Origin of the sequence: Roseibium sp., assembly GCF_048261595.1 — a bacterium.
Lineage (GTDB): Bacteria > Pseudomonadota > Alphaproteobacteria > Rhizobiales > Stappiaceae > Roseibium.
In genome coordinates, this window is sequence record NZ_JBLXFW010000007.1 from 138,956 (window position 1) to 152,809 (window position 13,854).

The 13,854-nt window shown below is 58.4% G+C and carries 17 protein-coding genes; 10 read left to right on the forward strand and 7 right to left on the reverse strand.

Annotated elements, in window-relative coordinates:
• Nucleotide 1: 1 nt before the first annotated feature.
• The gene (locus tag ACN0SY_RS19020) at nucleotides 2–874 is read left to right on the forward strand and encodes an alpha/beta fold hydrolase (protein WP_417689991.1); all 873 of its coding nucleotides are present in this window, start codon (nucleotides 2–4) and stop codon (nucleotides 872–874) included.
• 201 nt (nucleotides 875–1,075) lie between these two features.
• On the opposite strand, the gene ACN0SY_RS19025 is transcribed toward ACN0SY_RS19020, so the two are convergent.
• Complete coding sequence (locus ACN0SY_RS19025) at nucleotides 1,076–1,882, reverse strand: enoyl-CoA hydratase (RefSeq protein WP_417689993.1); 807 nt, start codon at nucleotides 1,880–1,882, stop codon at nucleotides 1,076–1,078.
• Between the two features lie 157 nt (nucleotides 1,883–2,039).
• On the opposite strand from ACN0SY_RS19025, the gene cysE reads away from it, so the two are divergent.
• Both cysE and ACN0SY_RS19035 read left to right on the forward strand, forming a co-directional pair.
• A complete protein-coding gene (gene cysE, locus ACN0SY_RS19030; protein WP_417689995.1) occupies nucleotides 2,040–2,906 on the forward strand; it encodes a serine O-acetyltransferase in 867 nt (288 codons plus the stop codon).
• Nucleotides 2,907–2,983: 77 nt separating this feature from the next.
• On the forward strand, nucleotides 2,984–3,202 hold the full coding sequence (locus tag ACN0SY_RS19035) for a DUF3126 family protein (protein ID WP_417689997.1): 219 nt from the start codon (nucleotides 2,984–2,986) through the stop codon (nucleotides 3,200–3,202).
• A 92-nt stretch (nucleotides 3,203–3,294) separates the two neighbouring features.
• Here ACN0SY_RS19035 and ACN0SY_RS19040 read toward each other — a convergent pair whose 3' ends face one another.
• Nucleotides 3,295–4,011: a hypothetical protein gene (locus ACN0SY_RS19040; RefSeq protein WP_417689999.1), complete on the reverse strand. Its 717-nt coding sequence runs from the start codon at nucleotides 4,009–4,011 to the stop codon at nucleotides 3,295–3,297.
• Nucleotides 4,012–4,246: 235 nt separating this feature from the next.
• Between ACN0SY_RS19040 and ACN0SY_RS19045 the strand changes: the two genes are divergently transcribed.
• Both ACN0SY_RS19045 and ACN0SY_RS19050 read left to right on the forward strand, forming a co-directional pair.
• Complete coding sequence (locus ACN0SY_RS19045) at nucleotides 4,247–4,570, forward strand: DUF6949 family protein (RefSeq protein ID WP_417690001.1); 324 nt, start codon at nucleotides 4,247–4,249, stop codon at nucleotides 4,568–4,570.
• Between the two features lie 22 nt (nucleotides 4,571–4,592).
• Nucleotides 4,593–5,120, forward strand: a complete 528-nt coding sequence (locus tag ACN0SY_RS19050) for a gamma carbonic anhydrase family protein (RefSeq protein ID WP_417690003.1) — start codon at nucleotides 4,593–4,595, stop codon at nucleotides 5,118–5,120.
• Between the two features lie 167 nt (nucleotides 5,121–5,287).
• On the opposite strand, the gene ACN0SY_RS19055 is transcribed toward ACN0SY_RS19050, so the two are convergent.
• The 3 genes from ACN0SY_RS19055 to ACN0SY_RS19065 form a co-directional block, all read right to left on the reverse strand.
• On the reverse strand, nucleotides 5,288–5,902 hold the full coding sequence (locus tag ACN0SY_RS19055) for a transglutaminase-like cysteine peptidase (RefSeq protein WP_417690005.1): 615 nt from the start codon (nucleotides 5,900–5,902) through the stop codon (nucleotides 5,288–5,290).
• 505 nt (nucleotides 5,903–6,407) lie between these two features.
• Nucleotides 6,408–7,049, reverse strand: coding sequence for a PilZ domain-containing protein (locus ACN0SY_RS19060; protein ID WP_417690007.1), 642 nt, complete (start codon nucleotides 7,047–7,049; stop codon nucleotides 6,408–6,410).
• Nucleotides 7,050–7,158: 109 nt separating this feature from the next.
• Nucleotides 7,159–7,824, reverse strand: a complete 666-nt coding sequence (locus tag ACN0SY_RS19065) for a PAS domain-containing protein (RefSeq protein ID WP_417690009.1) — start codon at nucleotides 7,822–7,824, stop codon at nucleotides 7,159–7,161.
• 494 nt (nucleotides 7,825–8,318) lie between these two features.
• On the opposite strand from ACN0SY_RS19065, the gene ACN0SY_RS19070 reads away from it, so the two are divergent.
• Together ACN0SY_RS19070 and ACN0SY_RS19075 are read left to right on the forward strand one after the other, a co-directional pair.
• A complete protein-coding gene (locus tag ACN0SY_RS19070; RefSeq protein ID WP_417690011.1) occupies nucleotides 8,319–9,074 on the forward strand; it encodes a rhomboid family intramembrane serine protease in 756 nt (251 codons plus the stop codon).
• 104 nt (nucleotides 9,075–9,178) lie between these two features.
• On the forward strand, nucleotides 9,179–9,610 hold the full coding sequence (locus ACN0SY_RS19075; RefSeq protein WP_417690013.1) for a CBS domain-containing protein: 432 nt from the start codon (nucleotides 9,179–9,181) through the stop codon (nucleotides 9,608–9,610).
• A 51-nt stretch (nucleotides 9,611–9,661) separates the two neighbouring features.
• Here the strand turns inward: ACN0SY_RS19075 and hisI are convergent, their stop codons facing one another.
• Nucleotides 9,662–10,117 carry a phosphoribosyl-AMP cyclohydrolase gene (hisI, locus tag ACN0SY_RS19080; RefSeq protein ID WP_417690015.1) on the reverse strand — a complete coding sequence of 152 codons (456 nt, stop codon included), beginning with the start codon at nucleotides 10,115–10,117 and terminating at the stop codon, nucleotides 9,662–9,664.
• 38 nt (nucleotides 10,118–10,155) lie between these two features.
• Nucleotides 10,156–10,782 carry a GTP cyclohydrolase I FolE gene (gene folE / locus ACN0SY_RS19085; RefSeq protein WP_417690016.1) on the reverse strand — a complete coding sequence of 209 codons (627 nt, stop codon included), beginning with the start codon at nucleotides 10,780–10,782 and terminating at the stop codon, nucleotides 10,156–10,158.
• A gap of 323 nt (nucleotides 10,783–11,105) precedes the next feature.
• Between folE and ACN0SY_RS19090 the strand changes: the two genes are divergently transcribed.
• The 3 genes from ACN0SY_RS19090 (at nucleotide 11,106) to ACN0SY_RS19100 (ending at nucleotide 13,823) form a co-directional block, all read left to right on the forward strand.
• The gene (locus ACN0SY_RS19090; protein WP_417690018.1) at nucleotides 11,106–11,573 is read left to right on the forward strand and encodes an iron-sulfur cluster assembly scaffold protein; all 468 of its coding nucleotides are present in this window, start codon (nucleotides 11,106–11,108) and stop codon (nucleotides 11,571–11,573) included.
• 56 nt (nucleotides 11,574–11,629) lie between these two features.
• Entirely contained in the window at nucleotides 11,630–11,947 is a 318-nt protein-coding gene (yidD, locus tag ACN0SY_RS19095; RefSeq protein WP_417690020.1) for a membrane protein insertion efficiency factor YidD, read from the forward strand.
• 91 nt (nucleotides 11,948–12,038) lie between these two features.
• Nucleotides 12,039–13,823: a B12-binding domain-containing radical SAM protein gene (locus ACN0SY_RS19100; protein WP_417690022.1), complete on the forward strand. Its 1,785-nt coding sequence runs from the start codon at nucleotides 12,039–12,041 to the stop codon at nucleotides 13,821–13,823.
• Nucleotides 13,824–13,854 lie beyond the last annotated feature (31 nt).

The following is a 13,854-nucleotide window of genomic DNA, read 5'->3' on the forward strand; positions in this document are numbered from 1 at the left end:
GATGAGGGAGGAGTTTCTCGGCGCCGAAGGCAACCGGATCGTCGCTGACCGCTACGGCACGGGCGGAAGGCCCGTGGTCATGTTGCACGGCGGCGGCCAGACCCGGCACTCCTGGGATGCCGCGTCGGAGCGGATCGCAGCGCTCGGACATGTGGTCTACTGCATCGACCAGCGCGGGCACGGCGAGAGTGAATGGGTGCCTTCGGGCAATTACGCTTTCACGGATTATGCCCGTGACCTCGTGGCAATCTCCGATGTCATTTTCGAGCGAACCGGTGAGCGTCCCGTCGTCGTCGGAGCCTCCCTTGGAGGCCTTGCGTCCATGCTGGCTGAGGGCAAGATCGCAAAGGGCAGCCTGTCTGCGCTCGTGTTGGTTGACGTGACGCCGCGTATGGATCTGGGCGGCGTTGCCAAGATTCTCGGTTTCATGGGCGACAAGGTCGAGGAGGGCTTTGCAAGCGTCGAGGAAGCGGCTGATGCAATTGCCGCATATCTGCCGAACCGGAAGCGCCCGAAGGATCTTTCCGGGCTCTCCAAGAACCTTCGGCGTCATGACGACGGTCGCTATCGCTGGCACTGGGATCCAAAGTTCATCGCAGCCAAGGAAGCCTCAGGTGGCGCACAGGCTGCCATGATCGAGGCGGAGATGACAGCTGCAGCGAAGGAGCTGGATGTTCCTGTCCTCCTGGTTCGCGGGCGCAATTCGGAACTCGTGGCCGAAGAGCATGTCGAGGAGTTCCTGAAGCTTGTTCCCCATTCCGAATTTGTCGACATTCATGGCGCCGGTCACATGGTGGCTGGTGACCGGAACGACGTATTCGCGGAAGCGATCGAGAGTTTCCTCAAGCAGCTGCACCTTGCCGATGCCGATTGAGGAAGACATTTGAACTCAATCGGTTGGGGCCGAAAACTGGAAGATTGATTCCAATCGGAGCCTGTAGATGCTCTTGAAGTAATGCCTGAGGTTCGATGTTCAGTTGAGAAACTGATTCAACGCTCCCGGTGAAACGTCCGGGGCATTGCTCCAAACCGTGAGTCAAATAAGGGATTTGGAGCCTTTGGTTCTCTTGATGATTCAGGTTCCGGTAAAGTGCGGATTACGCTTTTCCAGAAAGGCATTGCGTCCTTCCTCGAAATCCTTGCTGTCAAAGCAGGCTTCTGCGGCCGTTGCGGCCTTGACCATGTCCTGCGGCGCTGAGCCGCCGGCAATCGCATTGATAGCACTTTTCCCGGCCTTCAGGGTCAGCGGGGCGTTGTTTGAGATGGTCGCGCACAAACCCCTGATGCGTCCGTCCAGCTGTGCGTCGGTCGTAACCTCTCCAACGATACCGCACCGGGCGGCGGCGTCGGCTTCGAAGCGCTCCGCGGTAAAGAGCAGCTGCTTTGCGATCATGGGGCCAACCGCTTCGAGGATGTCGCCGACAGCATCCAGGGGGTAGGCTATGCCGAGGCGCGCGGCGGGGATGCCAAAGACGCTGCCGATCGCGGCAATGCGCAGGTCACAGGCGAGGGCAATGCCGAGCCCGCCGCCAAGGCAATGCCCGCGGATCATTGCGATCGTCGGTTTCGAGGCATGTTTGAGGGCCTTGAATGCGGCGACGTTTATCTTGTCATAGGCCTTGGCAAGTTCCGCCGTCGAGCGTGTTTCCTCGAATTCGGAAATGTCGGCGCCGGCGACGAAACTCATGCTCCCAGCCCCTCGGACAACGATGACGCGGACTGCATCATCAGTGTCCAGTTGCTGGACGGCGCGGGGTAAGTCTTTCCACATGTCGAGGGTCAGGGCATTGCGCTTGGGCTCGTTGTCGATTACGAGCCAGCCGACGGATCCGTCGACATGCGTGCGGATCGCGCCTGCGGGAGCGGATTGGAAATTGCTCAAAATCGGTCTCCGGGGAATGCTCAAGCGACTGCAAGGCAACCATATTTAACGGGAAGCAAACCAGTTGGAACGGCTCCCGGCAAGTTTGACTTTGGAATTATGCCGAACGCCCCTATCTTAGAGGGCCGTAACGGACGGCTTGAAAAGGAGACAAGCCATGTCGAACCCGACTCCGCGCCAGAGCGCAGCAACTCTGGCGATGCATGATCCGGTCTGGCGACAGCTGAGACAGGAAGCGGAAGCCATGGTCGTGGCCGAACCCGCCTTGTCGTCCTTTGTCTACGAGACGGTACTCAATCACGGTACCCTGGAAGAGGCCGTTGTTCACCGGCTTGGCGACAGGCTCGGCCGGGACGTGGTCTCGGCCTCGCTCATCCGCCAGACCTACCTGGAAGCGCTTTCAAGCGAGCCTGAGCTTGCAGATATCTTCCGCGTGGACATGGTCGCTGTTTTTGATCGCGATCCCGCCTGCAACCGTCTCCTGGAGCCTGTCCTCTACTTCAAGGGCTTCCATGCCCTTCAGACCCACCGTCTGGCCAATTGGCTTTGGCGTCAGGGCCGTCATGACTTTGCGCTCTACCTGCAAAGCCGCTGCTCCGAGGTGTTCCAGGTCGACATTCATCCGGCTGTTCCGGTTGGGAAGGGAATTTTCATCGACCACGGTACCGGCCTCGTCGTAGGTGGCACCGCGGTTATCGAGGACGATGTTTCCATCCTGCAGGGCGTGACGCTTGGCGGCACCGGCAAGGAAAGCGGCGACCGGCATCCGAAGATCCGGCGCGGGGTCCTGATCGGGGCAGGGGCCAAGGTTCTGGGGAACCTGGAAATTGGACATTGCTCGCGTATTGCCGCCGGTTCTGTCGTCCTGAAGGACGTGCCGCCGAACTCGACGGTCGCAGGCGTTCCGGCACGGATCGTTGGCAAGGCCGGATGTTCGGAGCCTGCCCGGTCCATGAACCAGTTGCTTGCAGCCGATGATCAGCTCCTCAGCGACGGGGGCTTGGTGGAAGACGTGGAAAGCTGATCTGACCGGTTGGCACAGCCTTAGAAATCTGTAGGGTCCGCCCCTCGAAACGATCACGATGAATTGGAGAAAAGCGCGTGAAACCCGATGAAATTCGCAAACTCGAAGCGTATCTGCGCGGAAAGTTTAAACTGGACAATCTTCAGGTGCGCGCGCGTCCGAAAAAAGACGACAGCGCTGAAGTTTACATCGGCGAGGAGTTCATCGGCGTTATCTATCGCGATGACGAGGATGACGATGATCTGAGCTGGAACTTCCAGATGGCAATTCTTCAGTTCGACCTCGAAGAAGCCTGAGTGACAGCGTCTACCTGACGCATCAAAAAGCCCGGCCGCTGTAAGAAGCGCCGGGCTTTTCCTTTTTGGGATCACGCACGCATTGCGGCCGTTCAGCTGCGCAAGGAATTGAGCAGTTGGGAGACCTTCCGGTCGAGCCGTCCCCAGTTGGTCAGGAACTTGCGGTGGAAACTGTAGGTGACGGTCAGATTGTCGCCGAATCGCATCTCGCGTGAGCACTGCGAGCCCGTTTCTCGGGACTGCCGGCACCGGGCAATAAAGCCGCTACCCCTGGACGTCTCCTCGAAGACTATTTCGTCCCTTTCGAGGGAGACCGCAGAAGATAGTGTCAGGATCTTGAGGCCTGCGGGGCCTTCCAACTCAGGCCCGCGTGCAAGACGCCGGTAGACCGGTGCCAGGCGGTCGCGCATCGTCTCACCCTCACTGGAAGCCACTACGTTGATCAGGATCGTATTGGTGTCAGCAGCGGGACGGGAAGGTTGGTTGGTCGAGCGCCTGGCGGGTTTCATCTCCGGCCATGAGACCTTCAGGCTGAATGTGTCTTCACGGTGAGGGCCAGGAAGGATCGAATAGGCTGGGACGGAGCCCACCAGCATTTCGACTGGAACGACGAACATTTTGTCGCCGATCTGAATCGATTGCTTGAAGGGCGCTTCAAGCCAGATCCTGTCGCTTTGCCAGTAACCGCTCCACCGTGCGCCGATATAGGTCAGGTACAGCAACGCGAGAATCGCAATGCCCACCGTCAGTATCGTGAAATGAAGCGGCCGCATGCCACTCGCGCTGGGAAGCTCAACAGGAAACATCACAAGCCTTTCCGGCATGCCATAGCAGCACACCTTTGTTGGCGAGTGGCCCGGCCATGTCCCGTCGAGGGACTAATGTCCCATTGTGGGATAGGCGAATGTTTCGTTGCTTGCCCATATAGTCAGGGTTTCCGCCATCTTAACGCCAGAATGAAAACGGCACGGCGTTTGCTCTTGACCCTTTGTGTTTCCTGGAGCAGCTTCGTCTCCAAAAGGTTAACGAAAGGTTAATGTTGTGGTGTCCGAACTTTTCGTCGCGTTCTATATCGGTTGTGCGGGATTCGTTGCCGCAGGAGTGATTGGCAGCTTCTATCAGCTTTTGACCAATCAGCCTCCCCGTTTCAACATCGCGGTCGAAACCTTTCTGGGTACAATTGCCGTGGTGGGCCTGTGTCTCCTGGCCGGGCCCTTCATCATCATGCGCAATGCCATTCGTGGACGCCGAATCGAGGGACGCCCGATCGGCTGGCTCGTGGCATCATCAACGATTGCCGGAATGTGGAGTCTCGTCTCCGGCCTGTTCGTGACACATTTCGCGCTCAGCCTCGTCGCGACTTTCTGAACAAGGACCCTGGGAGGAAGCGTTGGGACTTTTCGAACTTGGTGGTCACCGCCCCATATTTGCCGATTCGGACCGGTGCTGGGTTGCGCCGAATGCGACACTGATCGGCAAGATCAGGCTCGACGAGGATGCGAGCGTATGGTTCGGTGCGGTTCTTAGGGGCGACAATGAACTTATTCATGTCGGAGCTCGGTCAAATGTGCAGGACGGATGCGTCTTCCACACCGATATGGGCTACCCACTGACTATTGGCGATGATTGCACCATCGGGCACAAGGCGATCCTGCACGGCTGCACCATCGGATCCAATTCCCTTGTGGGAATGGGCGCAACCGTTCTCAACGGTGCCGTGATCGGTTCGAACTGCATCATCGGCGCAAATGCACTCATTCCGGAGGGCAAGGAAATCCCGGACAATTCGCTGGTGGTCGGCGTCCCTGGGAAAGTCGTGCGCCAGCTTGACGCTGCTGCAGCTGAAGGAATTACCAGGTCGGCCGCAGGATATGTGCGCAACTGGCAGCGTTTCCGGACGGATCTGAAGCCAATTTGACATAGGTTGAAACGCCTGCCGCGTGCATGCCGGTCCCTGAAAAAGGCGGGAGCCGGTCTGCGGGGGCTGACCGACTCCCTGGATCCGGCCGTGGTAGGGATGGGGAGGGTGGGGACGCGACCGGATCTTCCCTTTTGCCCTTTTGAGGCAATCCCAAATCCCGAACTCTAGTTGCCTACACTCCCGACTGTGGCGACACGGGTGTCTGCGATGCCTGTCCACTTGGCGGGATGCTCCGTGGACTGGCGCTTGATGTAGCGGTACGGCGTCGAGTACCAGGGCAGGACTGCCTCGATCTGATTATCGAGGATCATGTCACCCTGATCCGTGCGGACCGTCAGCACGGCATGACCTGCGTTCTTGATATCCTTGGCGACCGTGATGAGTAGCGCACTGCGCGGCCAGCCCGCTGCGATGAGTGCCCTTTGTTTCTCAAGGACGTATTCCTCGCAGTCGCCCGCGCCACCGTTCGGATATGTCCAGTATTCCAGCTTCCCGAACAGGACCTCATCGGTCACCGGCCGGATGGCACGGTTGATGCGGTCATTCAGGTCGATGAGCTCCTGCCACCGCTGTTCGGTCAATTTGACCACAACAGGCGTACCGTTCTTCCCCCTGCAGGCGGTGCGGTTCTCTTCACAAAACTGGATATGTCCCAGCGGTGCTTTCACCGATGTTCCCATCGCCATGAAGCGGGCCGGAGCGGCGCTCGCTGCGCTTGATAGCGCCAGGCTCGTAAGAGCGATCAGTGCTGCAGAAAGAAGTGAATTTCTCTGTTTCATAGTAGTGCCCTCCCCAAGGCTGGCACCACAATGACATTCCCGTTTTTATTACTCGGTAATTGCGAAAATAGAACTTGAATATTACTTTACATGTATTTTATTTTATTTTAAATCGAATTGAAATCAACTTTGAGTAATACTTGACGAAAGTTTGTATAAAATTTTATGCACTCGGGCATAAGTCGTTGGGGCAGATCGTTTTTTCGATGGTACGCAGAGATAGAATTCGCCGTTTCGCAGGCGTGCGATTCAGGGCCAGGCAAGTTGATTCCGACCTTGTGGAAGGCGTCTTCAAGAGGAAAAAAAATTAAAAAAAGTGACGCCGGCCGCAGATGCGGGGGCCGGGCGTGAAGACTTGCGGAAGAAGGCCTTGTCGGGATTTACGAGGGCCGGTGCGCGCAAGACGAGGTTGCGTTCACGCAATGGCAAGCCTGCGCCGCGAGCGCTTTGAGCGCACGTCGCCGTATCAGATGAGCGATGAGGTGATCCGGAGGGAAAGCTTGTTTCAGCTGCCGTTGCTGTTCGGGCTGGTAATGTGGTGCTCGAGCAGTTCGCGGTTCTGGATCGCGGCAAATTCCACTGCGATCCCGCCCTCGATCTGTCGAACGACGCGTGCCCTCATCTTTCCAAGAGCGATGCTGTCGCCCATTTCCGGAACGATGTCTGTTGCCAGAGCGGCACCCGACAGTGAAACGTCGACGATACGGCACACGTGTTCCGAGCCATCGGGCAACACGATCTTGGTGATCGGGTTCTTTGGGACGAAACGGTCGTGACGTCGATCTTCCGGCAGGTTGAGTTCGTCGCGGTTGGCGAGCCAGGTCAGGATGTTGGCGATCTTGTCCCGTTTGCGCGGCGTGTTGCGCAATTCGACGGCGAAACCGCCGTCGATCAACCGGGCAATCTCGCCTTCAACCCGACTCAGATGGTCCAGATAGGCGATGACGCGCTCGCCGACACGGCCGGAGACCGGGGTGATCATGGCCATTCCACCCGGCGACATGTCGATGACCTGACAGGGATACTCGTGACGATCCTCGAGCATGAAGCGGCCGAGAATGCTCACAGAAACGCGTTGATGACGCCGCCGGTCGGCGGCGTGAAGCGGTTTGCTTCCGTGCGTTGCTGGTGCCAATCCGGCATTCATGTCTGATCACCCGTTTCCCGTGCGACGGGTCGCACTCGGTCCCTAGGAAGTCCACCCTACAGGAGCTGGGGTTAATGATAGGTAATGCTCATGACCGGATTGGGATCGATCACGCCTTGCCGCCGTCATATACCGTCAGATGACCAACCCGGCGCTCGGCACCCTGGGGCATCGGTGCCATCGCACCTGCCGGCATGGCCATGTTTTCAGCCGTGAAGCGGGGCATGATCGGATTGGAACGAATGCCCGCGTTGTCCCCGCGGTTGAGGAAATACGGACGCTCATCCGGCCAGACTAGGCGCAGGCTGGTGATCGACTGCTTCATGATCGGATGCAGTCCGAGCCAGTAAGGGCGTTCCATGGGTGTGCAGGAACCGAGAATGCGAATGCGACCTTCGCCAGGAACATTCAGCGGCAAGAGCAGCATTTCCATGGGTAGGACTTGCTCACGCTCGGTATGCCCCGCAATGCCGACGACGGCGGCGGCGGCATCCTCGGTAATTGCTGTCAGAAGGCTGGCCATTGCCTCGCGATCCTTTTCGCTCCAGCCACGCAGGAAATTGCGTCCCTTGAGTTCGCGGCAGTGCGCCGAGCAAAGTCGTGTTCCAGCAAGCCGGTAGCGAACGGTGTGCGGATCATGGGTCTCAAGAATGAAAGTGTCTCCGAGCAGACCTCGGATATGCCCCGGATCGATCTCGCTACGGTTCGGAGCAGGCCGTGTACCGCGCAGGTCGTCCCAGTAGTTGTAGAGTGTCTGAGTAACGCCGTTCTTCATCTGGTAACGCCTCTTTATCTTCGGGACACCGTGCTCGTTCCGGACAAGTGAGACACTTTTTGTCCTGAAACGGGACGCTGACTTCCCAGTCATGCTGTTTGACCGGGACGTTGCAGAGCGCATGCCAACTTGCGGAAAGACATGCAAAAATTGCTCACCGGAGCGTACGGTTAGGGTTAACAGAAGCTTCTCGTTGCCGGCATGCGGGTGTTCGATGCATGGTAACGATCTATTCAGCCTGACTTGGGCCGCGGCGTTGCGGGGGTGTTTTCCCGGTTGAGCCTCAGGCCTTGGCAAATTATCCAAGGGGAGCGTGGGGGACGCGACCCGATGTGCCTGCGGTCTCTTGGAGGCGGCAGGCACATCTGTTTCGGGCAGGTGCGATGCCGTTCTTGTCCAGAAACGGGACGTGACACTGTCCCGGAGTGTCTTCGTGGGGTTGCCGGAGCTTTTCGCCGGCATACATCTGTGCCAAGACCCGATCAGGAGCTTCGATGAACCAGCATTTCCCCGGCCCCCAGCATCCCGTCAGCCAGCCAGCCTTCAATCTGCCTCGCGTTATCGTCTGGCTTGCAGGTTCGATGATTGTTATTCATCTGTCGCGCTCGTTCGTGCTGACTGATGCCTGGAATGCATACGTCCTGCTGAATTTCGCGTTCTGGCCGATCAGATACAGTCCCGAATACCTTGGCACTGGCGCTGCACCGGGCGGGATTGCCGCCGATCTCTGGTCATTTGTGACCTATGGGCTGCTGCACGGCGGCACCACTCATATCGTCTTCAACCTTCTCTGGATGGCGATTTTCGGCAGTGCGGTTGCACGGCGATTTGGTGCCGTACGGTTTCTCGTCCTATCGGCAGTATGTGCGGCCGCAGGCGCGGCCACCCATCTTCTGTTTCATTTTGGCGAGACGGTGCCGATGGTCGGAGCTTCGGCCGCGATTTCGGGTCACATGGCCGCAGCGCTCCGGTTCGTATTCGAACTGGGCGGGCCTTTGGGGGCATTCAGGCGCCAGGATCTCGGAGCCTACAAGGTGCCCGCCGTAGGCCTGCGGGACGCTCTTTCAAACCGCCAGGTCATGGGCTTCATGGCGGTCTGGTTCGGGCTCAACATCGTCTTTGGCCTTGCCAGCACGCCGTTGACCGGAGGCGGTGCCTCAATCGCCTGGGAGGCGCATATCGGAGGCTTTATAATGGGCCTCTTGCTGTTTCCGCTACTCGATCCGGTGGCCCGCCGGGGGGAACGTTAATGTAGCGGCAAGGATGTATTTGCCAGCGCGTGAATCTTTGCCATGATGGAGGGCCAGGCCGGGGAGAGGCCCCGGTCCGGTCATGCGATGGGAGGAGCTCGCACATGACAGTTGCCGCAATCTTGAGTGGGAAGGGCCGGGACATCATTTCCGAAAAGGCTTCGACCCCTCTCTCCCGAATTTGTGAGGTGCTCGCGGAAAAAGGGATCGGCGCGATCCTGATCACCGATGGCTCCGGACACATCGAAGGGATCATTTCCGAACGCGACATCGTCAAGGCGGTAGCCCGTCAGGGATCGAAGGCGCTGAATTTCCCCGTTGGAGACGTCATGACCCGTTCGGTCGTGACCTGTTCAGAGGATGCTACAATCAACGAGATCATGAACAAGATGAGCCAGGGACGGTTCCGTCATGTTCCTGTCGTTACGGACGAAAAGGCCGTCGGCGTGATTTCGATTGGCGACGTGGTGAAGTTCCGGATTGCGCAGGTCGAGCAGGAAGCTGAACACATGCGCAGCTATATCACTACGGCCTGACCTGGAGACCCATGCGGTGGCAGGATCAATCCCGCCGCCGCATAGTTGGCGTCATTTTTCGCCGTAAATCTCTTTCGGGTCGTAGACGCGATCTTCATCAGGGCGAGCAAGGATAATCTCTCCTGCATCACTCTTGACGACCCGGCGGAAGAAGCACGAGTTGTATCCGACGTGGCAGGTGGCTCCATTGCCCTCGACGTTGACCTTGAGGACGATGGCGTCCTGGTCACAATCCGTGCGGATCTCTACTACCTTCTGAACCTGACCGGATGTCGCGCCCTTCTTCCAGTATTCCTGGCGGGATCTGCTCCAGTACCAAGCCTCGCCGGTCTCGATGGTGCGCTTGAGAGCTTCATCATTCATATAGCCGACCATCAGGACCTCGCCGGTGCCGTGATCTGTGACCACGACGGCAATTAGGCCGTCCTTGTCGAATTTCGGCTGAAAGACCTGTCCGGTCTCGACTTCGGATTTGTTACCCTGCGGGGGGAAGATCGAGCTTGTCATTCCTCGGCACCTTGCCTTTGTCGGCAAGGCGCTTCGGCCTAGCCGCGAACCATGGACATGAACTTGGCCTGCTCGGCCGGGTCGTCCTGGAAAATTCCCGTGAACTGAGTGGTAATGGTCGAAACGCCCGGCTTTTGCACGCCGCGCATGGTCATGCACTGGTGTTCCGCTTCCATCATCACTGCTAGCCCGCGCGGGGCAAGCTCGTCGTCAATGGCCGATGCGACCTGTGCCGTCAAGTTTTCCTGTGTCTGCAGGCGCTTGGAGAAAATGTCGACGACGCGAGCGAGCTTCGAAAGGCCCACGACACCCTCCGCCGGGTAATAGGCGATATGAGCGGTGCCGACAAACGGCAACATGTGGTGTTCACAGTGGGAGTGGAAAGGGATCCCGCGCACCATGACAATATCCTGGTATCCGCCAACGTCTTCAAACGTGCGTTCCAGGTGTTCCTTCGGGTCCTGGAAGTAACCGCCGAAAAGCTGTTCGTAGGCTTTCACCACACGCTTGGGCGTATCAAGAAGGCCCTCTCGTTCGGGGTCGTCACCGGTCCATGCCAACAGGGTCCGGACGGCTGCTTCGGCCTCTTCGCGGCTGGGGCGGACGAGCTCGCTTTGCGGCTTGCGTTCCAGCTTCTTGACAGCAGATTTTAGCACAGCGTCCATGGTAACTCTCGCGACCTCGTATTGCCTTACCGTCATGACCATCCTGCCGGAAATCGCGCAGCGCCCATGATCTAGGCTAGATACGGATGACCTTATCAGACGGATCATGGCGCATTTGTAAATGCGCCGCCCTACCGTAGCAGTCTCGCCGCGCCTCGATCTGCCTGGGTCCGGCGGAGATAATCCTTTCCCTTCGCCGGGTCAACGTGCGAGGGATATTGAGCCTGCGTCGTTCAATCCCCTTGCAGAAATCGTCCAACGACTGATCTATATAAGCAAACGTAGACGCCCTGCAATGCGTGCGGGATCACGAAGAGGCGAGTATGCTGGACGATATCTATAACGCCAAGATCCTGGAATTTGCGGGAAACATCCCGCTTCTCGGGCGCTTGGAGAACCCGCAGGCGAGCGCCAAGGCGCACTCCAAACTGTGCGGTTCGACGGTTATCGTGGACCTGATCTTGCGCGACGGGGTCGTGAGCGACTTTGCTCATGACGTCAAAGCCTGTGCGCTCGGCCAGGCAGCTTCATCAATCATGGCCAGCCATATCGTGGGTGCGACACCCGACGAGCTGCGCGAGGTCCGAAAGGTCATGCATGCCATGCTCAAGGAGAATGGCGCTCCGCCTGAGGGACGCTTCGAGGATTTGAAGTTTCTCGAACCCGTTCGGGAGTACAGGGCCCGGCACGCCTCCACTCTTTTGACGTTCGACGCCGTCGTGGATGCTCTCGACCAGATCGAGAAGGGGTCTCTTGTAGACGGTCCGGCGGCAAACGGGGCCTGTGCCTGAGGGGCGCCTGGGCAGTTTTTTCAGTGTGCACTGATCACCGCAATTCAGAGAGGAAGATGGACCAGGTCACGATACCAGCTCGTGTAGGCCTGGCGTTCATCTGGATCTATCGTCACTCCCTTTCGCTCGTGATGGGGCGCGGATGCCGATATGCTCCGACCTGCTCGGACTACACCGCGCAGGCGCTTACTCGCTATGGTCTTTGGGCGGGTGGGTGGATAGGTCTCGCCCGCATCCTCAGGTGCAATCCGTGGGGCGCATCAGGCTACGATCCCGTGCCGGAACGCCTGCCCGAAGCTGCGCGCTGGTACTTGCCCTGGCGCTACGGCTACTGGAGCGGAAGCCATATGGACGAGGCGACACGTCTCGACTGACGGTTGTGTTTCCCTTGTCAGATTGACCTAACGACAGGCTGCTGCCAAACTCCCGGATGGAGGGGCTTTCCAACTCTGTGGGGAGAGCTTTATGGGCGTGGAAGATTTTCACTTCGTAATGATCAAGCCGACTCATTACGATGACGATGGCTATCCGATTCAATGGCTGCGGTCTGCCATTCCTTCCAATACCCTTGCCTGCCTCAATGGGCTGGCCGAAGCCGCCCGCGGTCGTGCGGTGCTCGGGACAGACGTTGCGATCCATCTTCACACATTCGATGAAACCAACACGCGGGTGAAGCCGGACAAGATCATCAGCATGATCAGGAAATCCGGAGGCAAGGCGCTGATCGGCCTTGTCGGGGTGCAATCGAACCAGTTTCCGCGCGCGGTCGACCTGGCTCGCAAGTTTATCGATGCCGGGCTGCCCGTCGCGATCGGCGGCTTTCACGTTTCCGGCTGCATGTCCATGCTGAAGGAAATGCCGCCCGAGATGGTTTCGGCACAGGCACTCGGCATTTCCTTCTTTGCCGGCGAAGCGGAAGAGTTGCGGATCGATGATGTGTTTCGCGATACCTACGCCGGGCAATTGAAGCCGATCTACAATTTCATGTCGGCTCTGCCGTCGCTTGAGGGCGAGCCAACGCCGATCCTGCCGTCCAAGCACATTCAGTTCACAGCCGGCTCTCATTCCAGCTTCGATCTCGGGCGCGGCTGTCCGTTTCAGTGTTCCTTCTGCACGATTATCAACGTTCAGGGCCGCAAGAGCCGGTTCCGCTCTCCGAACGACCTCGAGCAGATCATCCGGGACAACTACGCCCAAGGGATCGATCGCTTTTTCATCACGGATGACAACTTCGCCCGCAACCGCCAGTGGGAAGACTTCTTCGACCGTCTGATCATCCTGCGGGAGGAAGAAGGGTTCGACATCAAGTTCATCATCCAGGTCGATACGCTCTGTCACCGGATCAAGAATTTTATCGAGAAGGCGACGCGCGCGGGTGTGAACCGTGTCTTCATCGGCTTGGAGAATATCAATCCGGACAACCTGATGGCCGCGAAGAAGCGGCAGAACAAGATCACCGAGTACCGCGAGATGCTGCTTGCCTGGCGGGACCATGGTGCCACGACCTATGCCGGATACATCATCGGCTTCCCTGGCGACACCAAGGAATCCGTGCTGCGCGATGTCGAGATCATCAAGAAGGAGCTTCCGCTCGATCTCCTGGAATTCTTCTACCTGACGCCCTTGCCGGGATCGGAAGATCACAAGGTGCTCCTGGAGAAGGGTGTCTGGATGGATCCGGATCTGAACAAATATGATCTGAACCACAGGGTGACGCATCATCCGAAAATGTCCGATACCGAGTGGGAGGAAGCCTATCGTGAGGCCTGGGACAGCTATTACAGCGAGGAGCATGTCACGACAGTTCTGAGGCGAGCTGCGGCGAGCCCGCGCGGCCGGCCGGGCAACAAGCTGTTCCTGATGATGTGGTTCTACCTGATGGTCCGCTATGAGGGCGTGCACCCGTTGGAAGGCGGATACTTCAGGATCAAGACCCGCAAGGACCGCCGCTCAGGACTTCCGATCGAGAGCCCGTTTGTGTTCTATCCCCGTTACCTCGCCGAAATCGTCGCGAAGCATTGGGGCGTCGTTTCGACGGTTGCGCGCTTCTACCTGCGCTACAGGGCAATCAAGCGCTCACCCGACCGTGCGTCCTTCATGGATCTGGCGCTGACCCCTGTAGATCAGGACAACGACAGGGATCTTTCGATGCTGACGGAAACAAGGGGCGGTCAGGAAGCCGTGGCCAAGGCCAAGCGTGACCATGAGCTTCGGGAGGCCGGAAAGGCGCGAGCGCGAGAGACCGTCTAGGCGCTGAAAGCCGCACTGTTCCGTCGCGCGC

Excerpts from the sequence above, each read along its gene's own strand:
- ACN0SY_RS19020 (WP_417689991.1), top strand. The coding sequence starts at position 2 with ATGAGGGAGGAGTTTCTCGGCGCCGAAGGCAACCGGATCGTCGCTGAC.
- cysE (WP_417689995.1), top strand. The coding sequence starts at position 2,040 with ATGTCGAACCCGACTCCGCGCCAGAGCGCAGCAACTCTGGCGATGCAT.
- ACN0SY_RS19055 (WP_417690005.1), bottom strand. The coding sequence starts at position 5,902 with ATGAAACAGAGAAATTCACTTCTTTCTGCAGCACTGATCGCTCTTACG.
- ACN0SY_RS19060 (WP_417690007.1), bottom strand. The coding sequence starts at position 7,049 with ATGAATGCCGGATTGGCACCAGCAACGCACGGAAGCAAACCGCTTCAC.
- ACN0SY_RS19065 (WP_417690009.1), bottom strand. The coding sequence starts at position 7,824 with ATGAAGAACGGCGTTACTCAGACACTCTACAACTACTGGGACGACCTG.
- ACN0SY_RS19070 (WP_417690011.1), top strand. The coding sequence starts at position 8,319 with ATGAACCAGCATTTCCCCGGCCCCCAGCATCCCGTCAGCCAGCCAGCC.
- ACN0SY_RS19075 (WP_417690013.1), top strand. The coding sequence starts at position 9,179 with ATGACAGTTGCCGCAATCTTGAGTGGGAAGGGCCGGGACATCATTTCC.
- hisI (WP_417690015.1), bottom strand. The coding sequence starts at position 10,117 with ATGACAAGCTCGATCTTCCCCCCGCAGGGTAACAAATCCGAAGTCGAG.
- folE (WP_417690016.1), bottom strand. The coding sequence starts at position 10,782 with ATGGACGCTGTGCTAAAATCTGCTGTCAAGAAGCTGGAACGCAAGCCG.
- ACN0SY_RS19090 (WP_417690018.1), top strand. The coding sequence starts at position 11,106 with ATGCTGGACGATATCTATAACGCCAAGATCCTGGAATTTGCGGGAAAC.
- yidD (WP_417690020.1), top strand. The coding sequence starts at position 11,630 with ATGGACCAGGTCACGATACCAGCTCGTGTAGGCCTGGCGTTCATCTGG.
- ACN0SY_RS19100 (WP_417690022.1), top strand. The coding sequence starts at position 12,039 with ATGGGCGTGGAAGATTTTCACTTCGTAATGATCAAGCCGACTCATTAC.